The 15,919-nt window shown below is 57.6% G+C and carries 19 protein-coding genes and 3 pseudogenes; 13 read left to right on the top strand and 9 right to left on the bottom strand.

What is annotated here, in order from left to right; translation table 11 throughout:
- Window positions 1-160: 160 nt before the first annotated feature.
- The 4 genes from ATN84_RS21090 to ATN84_RS21075 all read right to left on the bottom strand — a co-directional run bounded on the left by ATN84_RS21090 (window position 161) and on the right by ATN84_RS21075 (window position 2,475).
- Window positions 161-658: a GNAT family N-acetyltransferase gene (locus ATN84_RS21090; RefSeq protein ID WP_068884484.1), complete on the bottom strand. Its 498-nt coding sequence runs from the start codon at window positions 656-658 to the stop codon at window positions 161-163.
- Window positions 655-951 (bottom strand): type II toxin-antitoxin system TacA family antitoxin, encoded by a 297-nt coding sequence (locus tag ATN84_RS21085; protein WP_068884483.1) that lies wholly within the window; start codon window positions 949-951, stop codon window positions 655-657. The genes ATN84_RS21090 and ATN84_RS21085 overlap by 4 nt, the downstream gene beginning before the upstream one ends.
- A 146-nt stretch (window positions 952-1,097) precedes the next feature.
- On the bottom strand, window positions 1,098-1,571 hold the full coding sequence (locus ATN84_RS21080) for a lipocalin-like domain-containing protein (RefSeq protein WP_425287437.1): 474 nt from the start codon (window positions 1,569-1,571) through the stop codon (window positions 1,098-1,100).
- Window positions 1,572-1,641: 70 nt separating this feature from the next.
- Window positions 1,642-2,475 (bottom strand): SDR family oxidoreductase, encoded by an 834-nt coding sequence (locus ATN84_RS21075; RefSeq protein WP_068884479.1) that lies wholly within the window; start codon window positions 2,473-2,475, stop codon window positions 1,642-1,644.
- A gap of 96 nt (window positions 2,476-2,571) precedes the next feature.
- On the opposite strand from ATN84_RS21075, the gene ATN84_RS21070 reads away from it, so the two are divergent.
- A complete protein-coding gene (locus ATN84_RS21070) occupies window positions 2,572-3,471 on the top strand; it encodes a LysR family transcriptional regulator (protein ID WP_068884477.1) in 900 nt (299 codons plus the stop codon).
- Between the two features lie 42 nt (window positions 3,472-3,513).
- Here the strand turns inward: ATN84_RS21070 and ATN84_RS21065 are convergent, their stop codons facing one another.
- Window positions 3,514-3,840 (bottom strand): Atu4866 domain-containing protein, encoded by a 327-nt coding sequence (locus ATN84_RS21065; RefSeq protein ID WP_068884475.1) that lies wholly within the window; start codon window positions 3,838-3,840, stop codon window positions 3,514-3,516.
- A gap of 106 nt (window positions 3,841-3,946) precedes the next feature.
- The gene (locus ATN84_RS21060) at window positions 3,947-4,501 is read right to left on the bottom strand and encodes a nuclear transport factor 2 family protein (protein ID WP_068884474.1); all 555 of its coding nucleotides are present in this window, start codon (window positions 4,499-4,501) and stop codon (window positions 3,947-3,949) included.
- Window positions 4,502-4,673: 172 nt separating this feature from the next.
- On the opposite strand from ATN84_RS21060, the gene ATN84_RS21055 reads away from it, so the two are divergent.
- The 3 genes from ATN84_RS21055 (at window position 4,674) to ATN84_RS21045 (ending at window position 7,021) form a co-directional block, all read left to right on the top strand.
- On the top strand, window positions 4,674-5,564 hold the full coding sequence (locus tag ATN84_RS21055; protein ID WP_068884471.1) for a LysR family transcriptional regulator: 891 nt from the start codon (window positions 4,674-4,676) through the stop codon (window positions 5,562-5,564).
- A 271-nt stretch (window positions 5,565-5,835) separates the two neighbouring features.
- On the top strand, window positions 5,836-6,207 hold the full coding sequence (locus ATN84_RS21050) for a MarR family winged helix-turn-helix transcriptional regulator (protein WP_244491158.1): 372 nt from the start codon (window positions 5,836-5,838) through the stop codon (window positions 6,205-6,207).
- A 4-nt stretch (window positions 6,208-6,211) separates the two neighbouring features.
- Window positions 6,212-7,021 carry an NAD-dependent epimerase/dehydratase family protein gene (locus ATN84_RS21045; protein ID WP_068884464.1) on the top strand — a complete coding sequence of 270 codons (810 nt, stop codon included), beginning with the start codon at window positions 6,212-6,214 and terminating at the stop codon, window positions 7,019-7,021.
- A gap of 150 nt (window positions 7,022-7,171) precedes the next feature.
- On the opposite strand, the gene ATN84_RS26390 is transcribed toward ATN84_RS21045, so the two are convergent.
- The 3 genes and pseudogenes from ATN84_RS26390 to ATN84_RS21030 all read right to left on the bottom strand — a co-directional run bounded on the left by ATN84_RS26390 (window position 7,172) and on the right by ATN84_RS21030 (window position 8,712).
- Window positions 7,172-7,465 carry a type II toxin-antitoxin system RelE/ParE family toxin gene (locus tag ATN84_RS26390; RefSeq protein WP_082766422.1) on the bottom strand — a complete coding sequence of 98 codons (294 nt, stop codon included), beginning with the start codon at window positions 7,463-7,465 and terminating at the stop codon, window positions 7,172-7,174.
- Window positions 7,462-7,770, bottom strand: a complete 309-nt coding sequence (locus ATN84_RS21035; protein ID WP_068884458.1) for a type II toxin-antitoxin system RelB/DinJ family antitoxin — start codon at window positions 7,768-7,770, stop codon at window positions 7,462-7,464. Before ATN84_RS21035 ends, ATN84_RS26390 begins: the two co-directional genes overlap by 4 nt.
- A gap of 216 nt (window positions 7,771-7,986) precedes the next feature.
- Window positions 7,987-8,712 (bottom strand): annotated as a pseudogene (locus tag ATN84_RS21030) (IS6 family transposase).
- Window positions 8,713-8,904: 192 nt separating this feature from the next.
- On the opposite strand from ATN84_RS21030, the gene ATN84_RS27585 reads away from it, so the two are divergent.
- From ATN84_RS27585 to ATN84_RS20990, 9 genes and pseudogenes are all read left to right on the top strand, one after another.
- Complete coding sequence (locus ATN84_RS27585) at window positions 8,905-9,048, top strand: hypothetical protein (protein ID WP_201026420.1); 144 nt, start codon at window positions 8,905-8,907, stop codon at window positions 9,046-9,048.
- 12 nt (window positions 9,049-9,060) lie between these two features.
- A pseudogene (locus ATN84_RS21025) lies at window positions 9,061-10,148 on the top strand (iron-containing alcohol dehydrogenase); the annotation flags it as partial.
- A 62-nt stretch (window positions 10,149-10,210) separates the two neighbouring features.
- Window positions 10,211-10,684: an IS66-like element accessory protein TnpA gene (gene tnpA, locus ATN84_RS26385; RefSeq protein WP_161939606.1), complete on the top strand. Its 474-nt coding sequence runs from the start codon at window positions 10,211-10,213 to the stop codon at window positions 10,682-10,684.
- Window positions 10,665-11,018, top strand: a complete 354-nt coding sequence (gene tnpB, locus ATN84_RS21015; RefSeq protein ID WP_068884453.1) for an IS66 family insertion sequence element accessory protein TnpB — start codon at window positions 10,665-10,667, stop codon at window positions 11,016-11,018. Before tnpA ends, tnpB begins: the two co-directional genes overlap by 20 nt.
- A gap of 54 nt (window positions 11,019-11,072) precedes the next feature.
- Window positions 11,073-11,843, top strand: a pseudogene (locus ATN84_RS21010) (IS66 family transposase); the annotation flags it as partial.
- A gap of 4 nt (window positions 11,844-11,847) precedes the next feature.
- Entirely contained in the window at window positions 11,848-12,537 is a 690-nt protein-coding gene (locus ATN84_RS21005; RefSeq protein WP_153020330.1) for a hypothetical protein, read from the top strand.
- Between the two features lie 43 nt (window positions 12,538-12,580).
- Window positions 12,581-13,306 (top strand): hypothetical protein, encoded by a 726-nt coding sequence (locus tag ATN84_RS21000; protein ID WP_068884447.1) that lies wholly within the window; start codon window positions 12,581-12,583, stop codon window positions 13,304-13,306.
- 57 nt (window positions 13,307-13,363) lie between these two features.
- Window positions 13,364-15,007 (top strand): hypothetical protein, encoded by a 1,644-nt coding sequence (locus ATN84_RS20995; protein WP_068884444.1) that lies wholly within the window; start codon window positions 13,364-13,366, stop codon window positions 15,005-15,007.
- A 134-nt stretch (window positions 15,008-15,141) separates the two neighbouring features.
- The gene (locus ATN84_RS20990; RefSeq protein ID WP_068884443.1) at window positions 15,142-15,831 is read left to right on the top strand and encodes a hypothetical protein; all 690 of its coding nucleotides are present in this window, start codon (window positions 15,142-15,144) and stop codon (window positions 15,829-15,831) included.
- Window positions 15,832-15,919: the final 88 nt, after the last annotated feature.

Raw genomic sequence — 15,919 nt, 5'->3', positions numbered from 1 at the left:
GACGTTCTGCTGCAACACCAGCTATGGCAACTATCACGGCGGGAAGAGGGTCTCGGCGGCCGCGCTGATTTCGGCGCTAGTTTCAGCAAAGAGGTCGTCCGCAATAGTCATCGGCGATGACCAAAATCACATCCGAATTGTGAGAGCCAGCTGAAGGAGGTCAGGGATTCAGCGCGCTACTGAGATCATGCAGCCCGACCATCAGCATCATCGGGTCGGACGGAGAAGGCAGGAAGCCGACCGCCTCGTAGAAGGCTCGCGCATTATCGGAGATCGCGTGCACCAGCACGCCGCGGATACCGAGAACTTCAGCGGCATTGAGCAGGCGCAGGCCCGCGTCGCGCACCAATGCTCTGCCGATACCGCGCCCCTGGTAGGTCTCGTCGATGGCGAGGCGGCCGAGGACGACAACCGGAATCGGGTCGGGCATGTTGCGCCGGAAACGGCCTGGTGCTTCCGGCTGCTTTACGGCTCCGGAGGCGAGCGCATAGTAGGCGATGACCCGATTGCCCTCGCACACGACGAAGGTGCGCGATGCGCCGCCTGCCTGATTGGCGCGGGCGCGACGACGCAACCAGTTATCCAGCTCAGGAACGCCGGAATTGAATTCAGCCAGCTCGTGATGGTCGGCAAGTGGTGCCGGTGCGCTGAGGGTCACGCCTCATCCCACGGAGCTTTGGACGTCATTGTGCGTTTCAGGCGATCATTAGGCTGTGCGGGCGCATCGAGCCGGGTAAGGTACTCGGCATAGATTTCGGGGCTGACCGTGAATATGGTACGGTCGAGCAGCACCTCCTCGGCGCGGCGCTCGGACGCCTCCAGCATGAAATCCGTGCGCGTCTTGCCAAGCAGCTCGGCGGCACGGTCGATCAGGTTACGGGTCGCTGGCTTAATGCGGATATTCAGCGGCACGCTGACATCTGGACTTTTATTGGTGTGTGACGTGGCCATAACAAACTCCTATCTTCACCCCATATAGCGTAATGACAACATCTTTACAAGCATTGTAATGATGTTGTCATTACGTGCGCCATACTGCCTCGTGCTCGCTGCCCACATTTTGAGTCAAACTTCGCCTTGAGCCCGGCCTCCGGTCCTCATTCGACGCGCCGCCACTCGATTTTGATTTCAGTACCCTCCGGCCTGCGGAACCGTTCCGTCATGCGATCGCCCTGTACGACCAGCGTAAGATCATCACGTGTTCGCACGCTGCCGATCCAATTCGGAAACGTCGCCCCCTCCACGCGATTGCCGCTGAATTCTCCGTTCTCATCGACGGTGTAGGTGCCGAAGAACCCGATGCTGCGGGACATGGCAATGCGATTTTCATCGTCCGTCCCCTCGCCGCGAGCATCGGAAGCAAACCGCGGGACGTCGGCGTCGGTCAGAACCTCCACGAAGTGCATGTCGGGAGTGAAGACAAGAAGGCCGTTGGGCTTTTCTCCATAGGCAGCGATATTTTTGCCTCCAGGATCGATGGTTGCCGATACCATGCGCCAAGTGCCTACAACCTGGTTTTCAGCGGCTGCCTGCGCGAAAGCAGAAGACGAGACACTGAAGGCGAGAGCCAATATAGCTGGTCGAATGGACATGTTATCTTCTTTCCTGTTCTCGAGGTCCTTGGTTCCGAACCGCTGCGGTTCACAGATCCTGCCTGTCGGCGGAATCTGCCACGTCTCGCTGTGCCTCAAGGGCAGACAGGCGTGCGGAGAGCGCCTTTGAGATGGACGAGTAGGCCGTGCTACCCAGCGCCAGCCGCAATGGCGGCGTCTCGCTCTCGGCGGCCGCTATGATTGCGGACACCGTGCGTGCCGCATCCCCCTTGATCTCGAAGCTGCCCTCGCTGATTGCCCGGCGAACGGCGCCGGCAGGAGTTTCATCATAGGCATCCATCGGTTTCGCGCAGACGAGATTGGCTCCGAAATTCGTGCCGGTTGGTCCCGGCTCGGCGATGATGACGTCGATGCCGAAGGGAGCCACTTCCTGTGCCACGGCTTCGAGGAAGCCCTCGATGCCCCACTTGGTCGCGTGATAGAGGCTGAAGCCTGGATATGCGATCTGCCCACCTTCGGACGAGACCTGAACGATCCGCCCGCCACCTTGCTTTCGAAGAAGGGGCAGTGCAGCACGGATCAGATGAATGGAACCAGTAAGGTTCGTGGCGATCTGCCGGTCGATCTCTTCATTCGTGAGCTCTTCCGCAGCACCGAACAGGCCATAGCCCGCGTTGCTGACGATAACGTCTATGCGGCCATGCCGCTTAAAGGCTCCTTCGACGGCCGAGACAATGCTCTCCGGCTCGACAAGATCGAGCTGAACGGTATCCAGGCGCTCGCGATATTCCTGCTCAAGTTGCGTCAGCGGTCCCGAGCGGCGGAGCGTCGCAATCACCTTGTGCCCCTGGGCGAGTAACTGCTGCGCCATCTCGAAACCGAGCCCGGAAGAAGCGCCGGTAATGAACCATGTCTTTGGCATGTAATTTTCCTCATCTGTTCATCGCCGAATGTAGACCCGCAGCATTGGTGATATAAGACTGCCAATTTGATATGAAGTGGTGAGGATAAATCACGAATGATACGCCCTAGTCTGAATGACCTTGCCGCCTTTGCCGCGGTTGCCAATCACCAAAGCTTCCGCAGAGCGGCCGACATCATGGGGGTCTCGCGCTCCGCCCTCAGCCACGCGATTATCGGATTGGAAGCAAAGCTGGACGTCCGCCTCTTCAATCGGACGACACGCAGCGTATCGCTGACGCAGGCCGGCGCGCGCCTGCTCGCACGACTCGACCCGGTTCTGCAGGATCTCGATCAAGCACTCGATACCCTCTCGGAGGAGCGCGGAACCCCAAGCGGCTCGCTGCGGATCAATGCGAACAAGAGCGGCGCCCGTATCCTGCTCACCGACGTCGTTCCACGCTTTCTCGATCTCTATCCCGATGTCGAGCTTGATCTGGTATCGGAAGGCCGGCTGGTCGATATCGTGGAACAGGGCTTCGACGCCGGAATACGCCTGCTGGAAACAGTTCCGAAAGACATGGTCGCGGTGAAGTTCGGCGGCGACGTCCGTTTCATCGCCGTGGCGGCGCCGTCCTATCTCGACGGCAAGGCAAGGCCAAACACGCCCGACGATTTACATGCGCATCGCTGCATCCGCCAACGTTTGCCCAGTGGAAAGCGCTACCGCTGGGAATTTTCCAGACGCGGCGCCGAAGTGGCGATCGACGTGCCGGGCAATCTCACTCTCGACGACAACGATCTTCTCGTGCAGGCAGCCGCAGACGGACGCGGTATCGCCTATGTACCTGAATACTTTGCCCGACCGTTACTCGAATCTGGCCAATTGGTGACCGTGCTCAATGACTGGTGTCCGCCGACATCGGGCCTGGCGCTCTATTACCCGCGCAGCCGGCACATGCCGTCACCACTACGAGCCTTCATCAACCTCCTCCGAGAAGTGGACAGGTCGCAATGACAGGGCGGCACTGAGTGGGCGCTGCCCCTGTCAACAGGTATGTCAAGGCGTTGCTGGCTGACGTCGTAAGATCATGCCGCCATGGTGCAGTGTGTTGGCATCGACGAAATCGCCATCGGCGGTGAAGCCCGTGTCGTCCCAGTACTCGATATGCGTCCCGTCGACTTCGTAACGACCCTCATAAGCTCGCTCCCGCTGGCCGCGGGCCTCGACATAGCGTCCGTTCGGCAGAAGTTCATGGCGAACACGGTTGTCGTCGGTGACCCACATGCCTGCGTAGGGATGGTTCGGCTGCAAATTGGTCTCCTGTGCTTCTGCCGATTGAAATGAAAGGGTGGCCGTGATGATTGCTACAAGTGCCTGTCGCATGGTCCTGCTCCATTGAGCGTTGCTGTTCTCGGTTTGGAAGCCATGGCGCACGGATGCGCGGTTATCGGTCGGCAGACGCTCAGGTCTGCCGAACCGCAGGCGTCGGTCATTGTGACCGCGGGGCGTTGTTGTCGACCACCTGCTGATAAGCAACGAGGTCTAGAAAGGCCTCCGCATTGAGGACGAGGCCGTCCTTCATCTTGAGTATCCAGACGAACTGGTTGCGATAAGGTGCGCCCGACGTCGTGGTCGCCGTTCCGTCGAAGCGGATGATGATCGTGTCCCCGTCCGCAAAGATGTTGTGCACCTCCGGCGCGATCGGGGTCGCGAGCCGGCTGGTCAGGGGACGCGAGGCCTTCTCGATGAAGTCCTTCTGGTTGCGATACGTGCCGGCGACCGGCCCGGAACCATGGATCGTCCAGACGACGTCGGGAGCGAGAAGCTCCCCGAAGACATAGGTGCCCCCGCGCCATTTTTCGAAGGCGGCTTCGACTATCGCCTTGTTCCGTTGCTCGATAGCCGCACTGTCCGCAGCCTGCACCTGCGTTGCCGTGGCGTTTGCAATGGCTGTGCCCGGCAGGGCGAGCGACAGCAATGCCAGTGTGATCAGAGCTCTACGGCTCGCGCCGGCGACCCACTGGCGTGTCGGAAGAATGGTCATGGTACAGTCCTTTCCTGGCTGCTGAGAGTTTGATGAGACCCATCGACCGGCACTGAAGCTGCGTGCACCGTCGACAGGCCTCGCGTCCTAGCTCGTATGATCTAAGGTAGGCGCCTCGATGAGATCGGACAATTTGCCCAATGATGACCACTCTGGTAAATCTATCTAACCAATGGCAATCGATCTGAATGGCATTTCCGTTTTCCTGGCTGTCGCCGAAGCGCGCAGCTTTCGTGTGGCCGCGGAGAATCTGGGCGTCACTCGACCAGCGGTCAGCCAGGCTGTCCGACGTCTTGAAGATCGGCTGGGCGTCGCGCTCGTGCGGCGCACGACGCGCAGTGTCAGTCTCACGGAGGCCGGCGAACAACTGTATCATCGGGTGGCGCCGGCGATTTCCGAAGTCGGACTGGCGCTCGACGCGACGGCGGACCGCGACAGCACACCGAGCGGACTGTTGAGGCTGGCAGTGTCGTCCATCGCCGAGCAGTTCATTTCGGGGCCACTTCTGGCGCGTTTCGCGGATGCCTTTCCCTCAGTTCAGATCGACGTGACGGTCACGGACGAGGAATTCGACATCGTGGCGGAAGGCTATGACGCGGGGGTGCGGTTGGGCGAGGTCATCGATCAGGATATGTTTGCCGTTCCAGTCTCGGGCGACCAGCGCCAGGGCGCCTTCGCCGCGCCGTCCTACATTGAACGTTTCGGCAGACCCAAGCATCCTTCGGAACTCTCAACGCATCGGTGCATCGGCTGGCGACCAGCGCCACACAGCGCACCCTATCGCTGGGAATTCGGCGAAAACGGGCGCGAGTTCGACGTGGCTGTCGACCCGCAGATCACCACCAACGACATGTGGCTTATGATCCGCACGGCCTGTGCCGGTGGCGGCATCACCTTCGGTATGGAAGACACGTTCAAACCCTATGTCGCATCCGGTCAACTCGTCCCTCTCCTTCAGGACTATTGCCCTCCGTTTGCCGGCTTCTTTCTTTATTACCCCAGCCGGCGCAATCTCGCTCCGAAACTTCGGGCGCTCGTCGACCATGTGAAGCGGTGGCGATAGCGCCCCAACGACGTCGTCGTCATCACAGTCATTGCCGGCCTGATCGCGTCGCTTGCGTCTAAGACGGCTGTCCAGCTTTCTGGCCCGGCCCCTTGAGATCGCTTCATCCGAATCCGACAGCATCGAGCCTTGACAGTCGTTCGCTACCTTGCGATTATCGTATGGTAGCGAACAAAATGAGCAGGCCGTTTACATGCATGATCAGGCGGACACCAAAGACCTCTCCGTGGGAGCATGGACGAAGCGATGTTACTTCGCGGGCCGGGCTCTCATGGACGAGCGCCTGCGGCCTTTCGATCTGGGATCCACGCAATGGTATGTCCTCTGGTATCTCGTCAACAACGGCCCGTCCGTCCAGCGTGATCTCGGTCGCGCACTCGAGCTGGAACGCGCGACCCTGAGCGGAATCATCGCCACGCTCGTCCGCAAGGACCTGGTCGCGCAGACCGCGGATGGAGGCGATCAGCGTCAACGTCTGCTGACTTTGACAGCCGCCGGCGAGGCGCTGTGGCGCCGGATGCCTGATCTTTCTTTCATTCACGATGCTGCCTTCGGCGGGATCGACGAGGCCGATCTGGCCACGACCATCCGTGTCCTCAGATCTGCGACCGAACGACTGCAGGCCTTGTTGCGAAAGGATTGAGCGAATGTCCGTATTGATCACCGGAGCCACCGGGCTCGTTGGCGAGCGACTTCTGCCGCGGTTGGTGGAGACCGGCTACGCTTGCCGAGCCCTGCTCCGGGCGGGCAAAAGCTGCCCTGAAGAAATAGATGCCGTAACGGGCGATATTCTCGACCCTTCAACCCTGGCGAACGCCGCCCAGGGGGTTTCCGCAATCGTGCACCTGGCCGCCGTGTTTCGCACACAAGACACCGATCTCATCTGGAAAAGCAACCTCGATGGGACACGCAACTTGATCGCTGCGGTGAAGACCCACGCTCCCGACGCGCGGTTCATCATGTCGAGCACCAGCCACGTCTACAACAAGGACAATCCGCATCCGGGAAGGGAAGACGACCCGGTCGATCCCCAGCACGCCTATCCCGCAAGCAAGGTTGCCGCGGAAAAGGAACTGCGCGAAAGCGGGTTGAACTGGTCCATCCTTCGCTTCCCCTTCGTCTATGGCGACGGTGACGGACATCTCCAATCTCTTCCCAAGCACGTCAGCACCTGGCATCCGGCGCAACGCATGAGCACGATCCACCATCGTGATATCGCACAAGCAATCACGCTGGCGCTCAAAGGTGATTTCGATCGGCGCATCGTGAACTTGGCCGACGAGGCGCCCTCCTCCATCTACGAACTCGCGGGCATGGTGGGGAAGCGGTTGGACTCAAGTTGCGAGCCTCTCTCAAATCCCTGGTACCTGCATGTCGATACGTCCCTCGCCCGCAGCCTGGGTTTTCATCCCAGCATCAGGACCGTCTACCAAGCCTGGCAGGAAGGAATTTCGTAGGCGGATCGCAGAACTTGGTGGCCGGGCTCGACATTTTGGCCTGTTAGCGTCTGTTGCCTCCTTGGCGCACCTGAATGGTTGGTTTTTTCGTAGCGCTCTTGAACCAATTCGAACCATCGACCCGTTGATTCTCAGCATCGAGAACAAAGCCTAGCTCGTTGGCAAAGTGTCTGGCCATTCCTGCGCGCCATGGAGGACGCGAAGAATGCGGACCGCTGTTTCGGTAATTGCATACGCCGCGACGTACGGCGTGCCGTTAATTACCAGTTCGCGGGTGCCCGCAATTCTGCCAACACGACCGCTCGCGGGGAAATCTACCAACCGACGGACGGCAGCAACGATCCGTTCGTCGACCAGAATGGCGGCCGACGGATTTTCTGCTTCTATGTATGTGAAGATGGCGTCGCGATCCGATAACGCGAACGCAGCCCAGGCAAGCTTCACGATTTGCGAGCATCCGCGTTAAGGCGGGCTGCCGCTCGACGTTCAGCAAAATGTGCCTCGACTTCGTCATCCGAGACGTCCGGCCGAGTATCGTTCAGCGCTTCAAGTACCTTGGTGCGAAACCAAGTGTCATGGGCCTCACTGCCTGAAAGAAGTTCAAGCGGCAGCGCACCCTCGTTGGCCGTCCGGGTGAGTAAGATCCGAACCGCGTCCGATACCGTAAGCCCCATATTTCCAAGTACTGCCGAGGCACGATCCCGAACCTCGGCATCAATACGAGTTTGCACCAGTGCATTTGCAGCCATAGCGATCTCCACTTTTCGGTGAGATGATAATGCATATGAATGACAAATGCCATAGCGCTTTTAGGACCGCCTTCGCCCGTTCTCGTTTCCTCTAGTTGCTTTTGAATGGTATCTGAAGCGACGAGCGCAATCTCAATCGTGGGATAACGCCTATTTATGGAACGGTAGCGTCGCCTTAACCTGGGTTGGGCACAGGATGCCCAGGGCGGGGCCGCTTCATGCGGCAGTCGTCAAGGCGATTTGGCTCCAGACCGCCATAGCGGCAGCACGAATATCGTGGTGATCGGCGGCTGTCAGATGTTTGCGGTGAAGATGGAAAAGGTTGGCGATCGGGCCATGGATGGATACGAAGGACTGGCATTGCCCTGCCGACTTGAACCGGATCATGCCTCGTTCTCGTCGTCGGACAGCCAAGTGTGAGTTCTCCGCCCGGTTGTTCAACCCCTTATGCGAACGATGCTCGACACCGGGCATGATTTCTCTTCTGGCCACATCGTAGGATGATCTGAGCTTGTCGGTGATCATAACACGCGGTGTGACGCACTGGGCCTTCAGTAGCTTTCGCATCAGCCGAAGGGCCGCCTTCTTGTTCCGGCGGCTCTGGATCAGAGCGTCGAGAACATAACCATCAGCGTCGACGGCCCGCCATAACCAGTATTTTTTGCCCTTGATGGAAACGACCATTTCGTCGAGATGCCACTTGTCGGCAAAACTTCCCCTGGACCGCCGCCGGGATGGAGCGGGCATAGTCTCGGCCGAACTTGGCAGCCCACTCCGCGACAGTCTGGAACGAGACTTCAATACCCCGCTCCGCCAGCAGATCTTCTACATGGCGCAGGCTCAGCGGAAATACAGCCAAACCGCATGCGCTATAATCTCTGCGGGAAAACGATGACGCTTATACCTGGGCGTCGTAAGATCGGTCGGCGGGTTCGGGCTCATGCCCATAAATACCGCCGAAAATGTTAAGGCGACGCTACCATCACGAGCCATGTGGAGGCAAACGGCATAATTCCAGTCTATCGCAATCGGGTTCGGCGACTTCTAATCGAAGTCACTTTGCGGCTTTGATGCAAAGCGTATCGAAGAAGGCTTATTGAACAACGATCTTTTCCACGCAAGGAATCACCGATTTTGGATGAAGATGGGATTGCTGCGGCAGCGGTCGATACCACCAATCTCGAGACGCCCTATCCGACGAATATCGTCCGGCGAAAGGATCTTGTTGTCATGCGCCAACCGCATCACTACCAGCCGCTCGTCAAATGGCATCAGTGAGAGAACGGCACGATGTCCACATTCACATTCGCGACCGTCCCGCAGATCATTGCGGGGCCGGGTTGCATCGCCAAGCTCTCGGAATTGACGAAAACCCGACTTGGGCCGCGTGTTCTGGTGATTTCGGACGATGGGGTCGTCAAAGCTGGACTCGTTCAGCCGGCCCTGGCAACCCTTGCGAACGGCGGCGCTGAGACATCGACCTTCACCGGCGTTGTCGCCGATCCACCGGAAACGATCATTCATGCGGCTGTGGCGCAGGCGATTGCCTTCGGCGCAACCGGTGTGCTTGGCATCGGCGGCGGCTCGTCGCTCGATGTCGCCAAGCTGGTGGCCCTGCTCTGCAAAAGCGGTGAAGCACTCGGCGATATTTATGGTGTGGGGAAAGTCAGTGGGCAGCGCCTGCCGCTGGTACTCGTGCCGACAACGGCGGGCACCGGGTCTGAAGTCACGCCGATTTCCATTGTCACCACCGGCGCATACGAGAAAAAGGGCGTCGTATCGCCGGTGCTGCTACCGGATGCGGCCCTTCTCGACGCGGAGTTGACCATCGGCCTTCCACCGGTCGTGACGGCTGCGACGGGGATCGACGCCATGGTGCATGCCATCGAGGCGTTCACCTCCGCGAGTGCAAACAACAATCCAGTTTCCCGTGCCCTTGCCAAGGAGGCCCTTCGGCTTCTCGGGGCGAATATCGAGATTGCCGTCGTGAACGGAACCAATCTGGCCGCCCGACAGGCGATGCTGATCGGCGCCATGCTGGCCGGCCAGGCCTTTGCCAATTCGCCAGTCGCTGCCGTCCATGCTCTCGCCTACCCGGTCGGTGGCCGCTATCATGTTGCGCACGGCCTTTCCAACAGTCTGGTGCTGCCGCATGTCCTGCGCTTCAACGCGACTGCGTGTGGCGATGCCTATGCCGAGCTGGCGCCTTGCCTTTTTCCTCACCTTGAGCCGCCGATCAAGCCGAGCGGATTTCCCGTTTCATCGAAGGACTGGCATTGCTGCCTGTGCGCCTGAACCTCCCTGTACGCCTGAGGGATGTCGGAATTCCCAAAGATGGGCTCTCTCTGCTTGCGGAGAGTAAGCGCGAATTTCCCCGCACCTTTTGCCATTGAGTGCTCTGATGCATGAGGTGTCCACCAAAATAGGTGGACACCAAGTGATGGAAGAAGATGAGCAGAAACTGCGTGTGAGACTTGTCGGCCGGAACGGGCGACGCCGATACGACCCCGCATCGAAGGACCGTCTTGTCGCGGCCTGCCTCGAGCCTGGCGTGTCGGTATCGAGGCTTGCGCTCGAACATGGGGTCAATGCGAACCTTCTGCGCAAGTGGATAAAGAAACGCACGCAGACCCAGCCTCTCCCGCCGTCCTCATCACCGGCGTTTATCCCGGTTCAGATTGAAAGCACTTCCCATCGGGCCTTGCTGCGACAGAGCAGCATGGCTGCGGTGGATTTGCCGGGGACTTGCGATGGAGTGCGTGGGTCGGCATCGAAAAGGGCTGCGCCTTTTTCCTCTCCAGCCAAGGTGAGCGCGTCACTGCCGAACGGCGTGAAGTTGACGCTGGAATGCGGTGATGTGGATGCATTGACGGCGATCATCGGAGCGTTGGGTCATGTTCAGACTGGGCGCTGATCTGAAAGTCTACCTGCACCGTGAGCCGATCGACTTCCGGGCCGGCATCAACAGCCTTGCGGTTCTGGTTCAGGAAACGATGGCGCTCGATCCGTTTGCTCCGGTGGTTTTTGCGTTCTGCAATCGCCGTCGCGACCGGATGAAGCTCTTGTTCTTCGACCGGTCCGGCTTTGTGCTGGTCCTGAAGCGGCTGACCGAGGACAAGTTCCGGTGGCCGCGCCGCGAGGCAGCGGTGGTCACGCTTACGACCGAGCAATTGCACTGGATCCTCGACGGCATCGATATCGATGCGATGGTCCGCCATCCGGTGCGGCAATATCAGGTTGCCGGTTGAGGGCTTTCGAATTGAGCGGTTGACGCGGCGGCATGCTTTCGATTCAAGAATCTGATGAATCGACCCGGCGAACCGACTGTTGAAGAGTTGATGGCGCGCATTGCTGCGCTGCAGGCGGAGAACCGTCAGCTCACGGAGCGCGTCGTCAAGCTCGAGGAAGAACTGGCGCTGGCACGGCTGCATCGTTTTGCGCCACGCAGTGAAAAGCACGTTGATCGCCTCTTCAATGAAGCTGAACAGTTTGGCGATGAGGACGCCGCCGACAACGAAGATGGCGATGTCGTTGCCCTGCCGGACACGGGCTTGCCGGCGACCCCAGGGGCGACGGGAAAGAAGCGCGGCCGCAAGGCCTTGCCGGACAACCTGCCGCGCGAGCGCGTCGAGTATGACCTTGCCGACGACGAGAAGGCTTGTCCTTGCTGCCGTCACCCGATGCATCGCATGGGCGAGACCGTCACCGAGCAACTTCATATCGAGGTGAAGGCGAAGGTCCTGCAGAATGTGCGCTTCAAATATGCTTGCCGCCATTGCGACCGCACCGGCATCAACACGCCGGTCGTGACCGCGCCGATGCCGACGCAGCCCTTGCCGGGCAGCATCGCCACGGCTTCGACGCTGGCCTTCGCGCTCGTTCATAAGTATGTCGACGGCACGCCGCTCTACCGCCTGGCGCAGACATTCGAACGCGCCGGCGTTCCCGTCAGCCGTGGCGCTCTGGGCCACTGGGTGATCGGCTCGAGCGAAAAGCATCTCTCCCGCATCTATGACGCCCTGAAGCTGCGGCTCAGATCGCAGCCTCTCATCCATGGCGACGAGACGACGGTTCATCGTGTCCGCTACCGATAGCCGCCCTCACCGGGTGGCGACCGAGTCCGAATACGAGGTGGTTCCGAATTTCGAGCGTTCGGTTGGCCAGCTGCGTCAGCGTCTCGTCGAGAATCCGCCGCCGGGTACGGCAAGGATTGCTAAGGGAGATGCTCGGGCGCTCGATCTTCCTGATGCTACAATCGATGCCGTCATCACATCTCCACCTTACCTGAACGCGATTGACTACTTGAGAGGTCACCGCATGTCTCTCGTTTGGTTAGGCCATTCGATCCCGGAGCTCCGTTTGGTAAGGTCTTCGTCAATCGGAGCCGAAAGAAAAGCTGACAGCCACGACCAGAAAAACGAGGTAGACACCGTGGTGACTGCCATGCGTGGACGTTCCGCTCTTCCCGGTAGGATTGAAGGAATAATCCAAAGATATGCACTCGACCTTCTTAGCATGGCCGCCGAAATTGCGCGTGTGCTGAAGTCCGGCGGTTCGTCGACTTATGTGGTGGGCAACAGCTGTATTAAAGGTACCTTTATCAACAACGCTCAAGGGGTCGCTGAAAGCGCGCGGATTGCGGGAATGGAACTAGTTGAAATGAGGGAACGAGACCTGCCCGTTGCCAACCGCTATCTTCCGGTCACGGGCGATAGTCTAAGCAAGCGCATGCGAACGGAAACGATACTGGTCTGCAAGAAACCCTAATGATCACTTCTCATCTTATTGAAGGCGTGGTCCGCAAAAAGCGATGAAGATCAAACAAAATGCCGTTCGGGTTCTTGCGACCACCATGAGGCGATATAGCGAAGCAAATCTAGCATTCAAAACACTTAAGCATGTAGATTTGGAAGAGGCTATTGAAAATTTAGACCGAGCATTCGAGTCAAAATTGGAAGCGCTTCACAGCCTGTACGATGTCGATAAATCCGATTTCGATTACTTCGTAAATCCCGACACCGCCGTGTTGATTATGCTCAGAAATGCGCTCCATCACCGTGACCATGAGCTTTTTTCCAGTTGGAACGCCGAAATGAACAAACCAGGCGGTCCTCGTCGTTTTCTAGGGGCCGAATTTCTTTTGGTGAGCCATCGGCTGGTGAACCCAGCTTCGACAGCACGACAGTTTTATAAAATCCAAGACTTCCTCATGCGCGTCGACCCAGTGCTCCAATCACCTGCATTGGAAAACAAGTTAAGTAGCGCTAATCGACAGTCTCTCATCCAACATTTGCGCGCTGGCCTCCATTTCGACGACGTTCTCCGAAAAGCAGAACGGGAGAGGTATCCTCAGAAGCAGATTTACTTAAATGTGATACCTGTGTTCATCTCCGCCGTCTCGAGGGTCTTTAGAAGCCTTAGGGACAGAGGATTGATTTTCGAAGGCGCCGATGCGTTGGATTTTCGCGACCATTTCGACGAGAAGCTCGTCGTCGATTTTTCGAATTTGAACTACGATAAAGTCCGAATAATTTGAGCTGATGCAACCCGGATATCTCCGGACAAATTCACCGTCGCATATTCTGGGAAGCTGATGGCGATAAACCTCCAGTCCGGCCTTCTGACCCCCGCCGAACGTGGCTCCTTTCACGCGACCCTTGATGGGCACGGCTCCTACAACACGTTTCAATTCGTTTTACGGCTGTCTCCGAAGGTCCATAAAGCCTTGGGCGGCATTGCCAACGGCAGTCAGTCGACTCAAAGATCGAATTTTGAAACCGTACAGGCGTTCTCGACTTTTCTTCACGAGACGATCCACTGGTGGCAGCATGTTGGATCAACGCATGGTTTAATGCTTAGCCTCACATACCCGACACAAGCACACGCGAACTACACGCACTTAAAGGAGCTGCTGGAGAGATACGGCTTTCAAAAATCGGTCCGTGAACTGGCGCTCACGCTGCCAGGGCCAAGCACTGTCAAGAACGTTACCGGTCTCGCCAATCGTATAGTCAATAATCACTTCGATTTCGGAGCGTTCCGGGCTCTAACGTACAATTCAGCTTCCGCTAAGGATATCAGCAACAGTCCCCTATTTGAATCGGTTGGACACGCACACCAGATAGCTTATGGCAACAATATCCTCGTCTTAGGCGCCACCGTCGACCCCGAATTTAAGGTACTACCTCATCCGAAGGGATGGGAAGATGAGTTTCACGCCCTTCGAGCGGCCAAGGAAACGGGCTTCTACTTCAAATCTCCCATCGAATTATGGGGAGTAGGTACGCGAGAGATATTTGAAGGCCAGGCCTGTTTTAGCCAAATGCAATATCTCGCATTCGCTTCTAATGGTCGATTGGAGCTTGACGACTTTAAACAAATGGGAATGCTTCACGGGGTCTATGAGTCAGCGTTTAACTTGTTCCTTGAAGCGACGCAATTAGACCGACCAGCTTCGGTGACCCACCCAACCGTTGGGCTGTTCCTCCTGGTATGCGATATGGCCATAAATCCTGGAGCAGGTTTTCCTTTTGAGATATGGCCGCATTTCCGCTCATTTATAACTGACACCGATCCAGGTGCCAGATTCATGATGCTGGCAACCTTGATCAGGATTCAATGTCCTTGGACAACCACCGCGATCCGGCACTACAGTCGGGAGGAGTACGTCGCCGTCACAAGTGAGCTTGCTCGTTACTCATTAAACGCATCGCCGCTGGAAATCGCCGCGGCGTGCACAGACTGGATCAGAGAAGATGCTGCTCTCCATGGCTTGATGGGTGAGCTTGAAACGTTCGACTTTAAGGTAGGGAATACCCCCGTTCGGGTACTTTTCTCCCATTTTCTTGCATTCATGCAGGATAAGCTCGCGACACCAGAGTTCTTTTGCTGGCCTGGCGCTTGGATGGCAGGTGAGCGCGTATCGGAACACGCGTTATTTTTGTTTGATCGGCATGGCGCCTTGTTCATTGATAAAGAAGACGACGACGGCATCTTTCCAAGATTGGTTTCAGGTCGCAGTGAAGAGTCTGTTCAGAACGTGTTCGATAGCTTCTACGCCGCCAACGTTACTTACGACATGACGGATCAATGGATCCAAAAACCGGGGCGATTTAACTACAACTACCGTTGGCTGAGCCAGAACGGCACCCGCGAGGAAATGAAGACATTCGCGGATCGTCACTTCGAGATGATTTACGGTGCTCACCCTGATGATGCTTCAATTCTTTCAATGTGATTTCGATTCAGAATTTCACATCATCATGATCGAACATGAATCTCACCCTACCTCAGACTAATCTCATTCCCGTTCGCGGCAGCAATGACTAGATTCTAGTCTATGTCGCACTAGGCCGTATTTTGGAGGAGCAGATGCCGCATTTCGATCTAGAGGTTGGGGAAGACGGGACCGTTACACAGGTGCGGAAAGATGGCGATCCGTATAAGGCGGCGGTACAGCTCGAGCAAGTGTACACGGTTGTTTCGACGTATTTCCGGCTTGCCTCGGATCATCTGCGGGCGATGTCTGAACAGGAAAGCGCGAACGAACTGCGTGGTTCTGGCCTTCAGAGCTTCGTCATGAGCCTCACCGGCCTGGAGGCGTTCGCCAACACCTATTTCCACGTGCGTGGAAACCAGTTAGGCAGCGCAGCAATCCTGCAGCGCCTTGAACAGCGCAGCGGGACTCTCTCCAGGAAATTTGCGGATCTTATCGCAATGACGCCCGAGCAATTTGTCACTGATCAGGCTACGCTCATCGACCGGATATTCCAATTCTCCAACCTCAGAAACACGATAATGCATCCGCGTTGGACACCGTCATCCATGTCGCTCCCGGGCATCCACATTGATGGGCTCGTTGAAAACCCGCAAGCGATCTTCGAAGACGCGAATTTCTGCAGAGAAGCGCACTATTGGTGCCTGCTGTTGATCGCGAGAATTGGTGAGGCCCAGGGCATCTCGAGGATCGATGGCTTCCTATTCCACTGGACAGGTTATTACGGCATGACGTTGGCGACGATATTAAACGAGCTTGGATTTAGCCCAGAAACCATCGCCTGATGAAAGACCTAGAGGGCGTTCGGTCGATCGTAAGCGACAAGGAGACCCCGTCTGGCGTAGGGAGTGAGCGGTCGTATATTGGTAGCGG

The organism is Paramesorhizobium deserti, assembly GCF_001558695.1.
GTDB classification, from domain to species: domain Bacteria; phylum Pseudomonadota; class Alphaproteobacteria; order Rhizobiales; family Rhizobiaceae; genus Paramesorhizobium; species Paramesorhizobium deserti.
This window is presented reverse-complemented; position numbering and strand designations above follow the sequence as displayed.

Excerpts from the sequence above, each read along its gene's own strand:
- ATN84_RS21050 (WP_244491158.1), top strand. The coding sequence starts at position 5,836 with ATGGACGAGCGCCTGCGGCCTTTCGATCTGGGATCCACGCAATGGTAT.
- tnpB (WP_068884453.1), top strand. The coding sequence starts at position 10,665 with ATGTTCAGACTGGGCGCTGATCTGAAAGTCTACCTGCACCGTGAGCCG.
- ATN84_RS21000 (WP_068884447.1), top strand. The coding sequence starts at position 12,581 with ATGAAGATCAAACAAAATGCCGTTCGGGTTCTTGCGACCACCATGAGG.
- tnpA (WP_161939606.1), top strand. The coding sequence starts at position 10,211 with ATGGAAGAAGATGAGCAGAAACTGCGTGTGAGACTTGTCGGCCGGAAC.
- ATN84_RS21035 (WP_068884458.1), bottom strand. The coding sequence starts at position 7,770 with ATGGCTGCAAATGCACTGGTGCAAACTCGTATTGATGCCGAGGTTCGG.
- ATN84_RS21075 (WP_068884479.1), bottom strand. The coding sequence starts at position 2,475 with ATGCCAAAGACATGGTTCATTACCGGCGCTTCTTCCGGGCTCGGTTTC.
- ATN84_RS21065 (WP_068884475.1), bottom strand. The coding sequence starts at position 3,840 with ATGCGACAGGCACTTGTAGCAATCATCACGGCCACCCTTTCATTTCAA.
- ATN84_RS20995 (WP_068884444.1), top strand. The coding sequence starts at position 13,364 with ATGGCGATAAACCTCCAGTCCGGCCTTCTGACCCCCGCCGAACGTGGC.
- ATN84_RS21055 (WP_068884471.1), top strand. The coding sequence starts at position 4,674 with ATGGCAATCGATCTGAATGGCATTTCCGTTTTCCTGGCTGTCGCCGAA.
- ATN84_RS21070 (WP_068884477.1), top strand. The coding sequence starts at position 2,572 with ATGATACGCCCTAGTCTGAATGACCTTGCCGCCTTTGCCGCGGTTGCC.
- ATN84_RS20990 (WP_068884443.1), top strand. The coding sequence starts at position 15,142 with ATGCCGCATTTCGATCTAGAGGTTGGGGAAGACGGGACCGTTACACAG.
- ATN84_RS21060 (WP_068884474.1), bottom strand. The coding sequence starts at position 4,501 with ATGACCATTCTTCCGACACGCCAGTGGGTCGCCGGCGCGAGCCGTAGA.
- ATN84_RS21045 (WP_068884464.1), top strand. The coding sequence starts at position 6,212 with ATGTCCGTATTGATCACCGGAGCCACCGGGCTCGTTGGCGAGCGACTT.
- ATN84_RS21085 (WP_068884483.1), bottom strand. The coding sequence starts at position 951 with ATGGCCACGTCACACACCAATAAAAGTCCAGATGTCAGCGTGCCGCTG.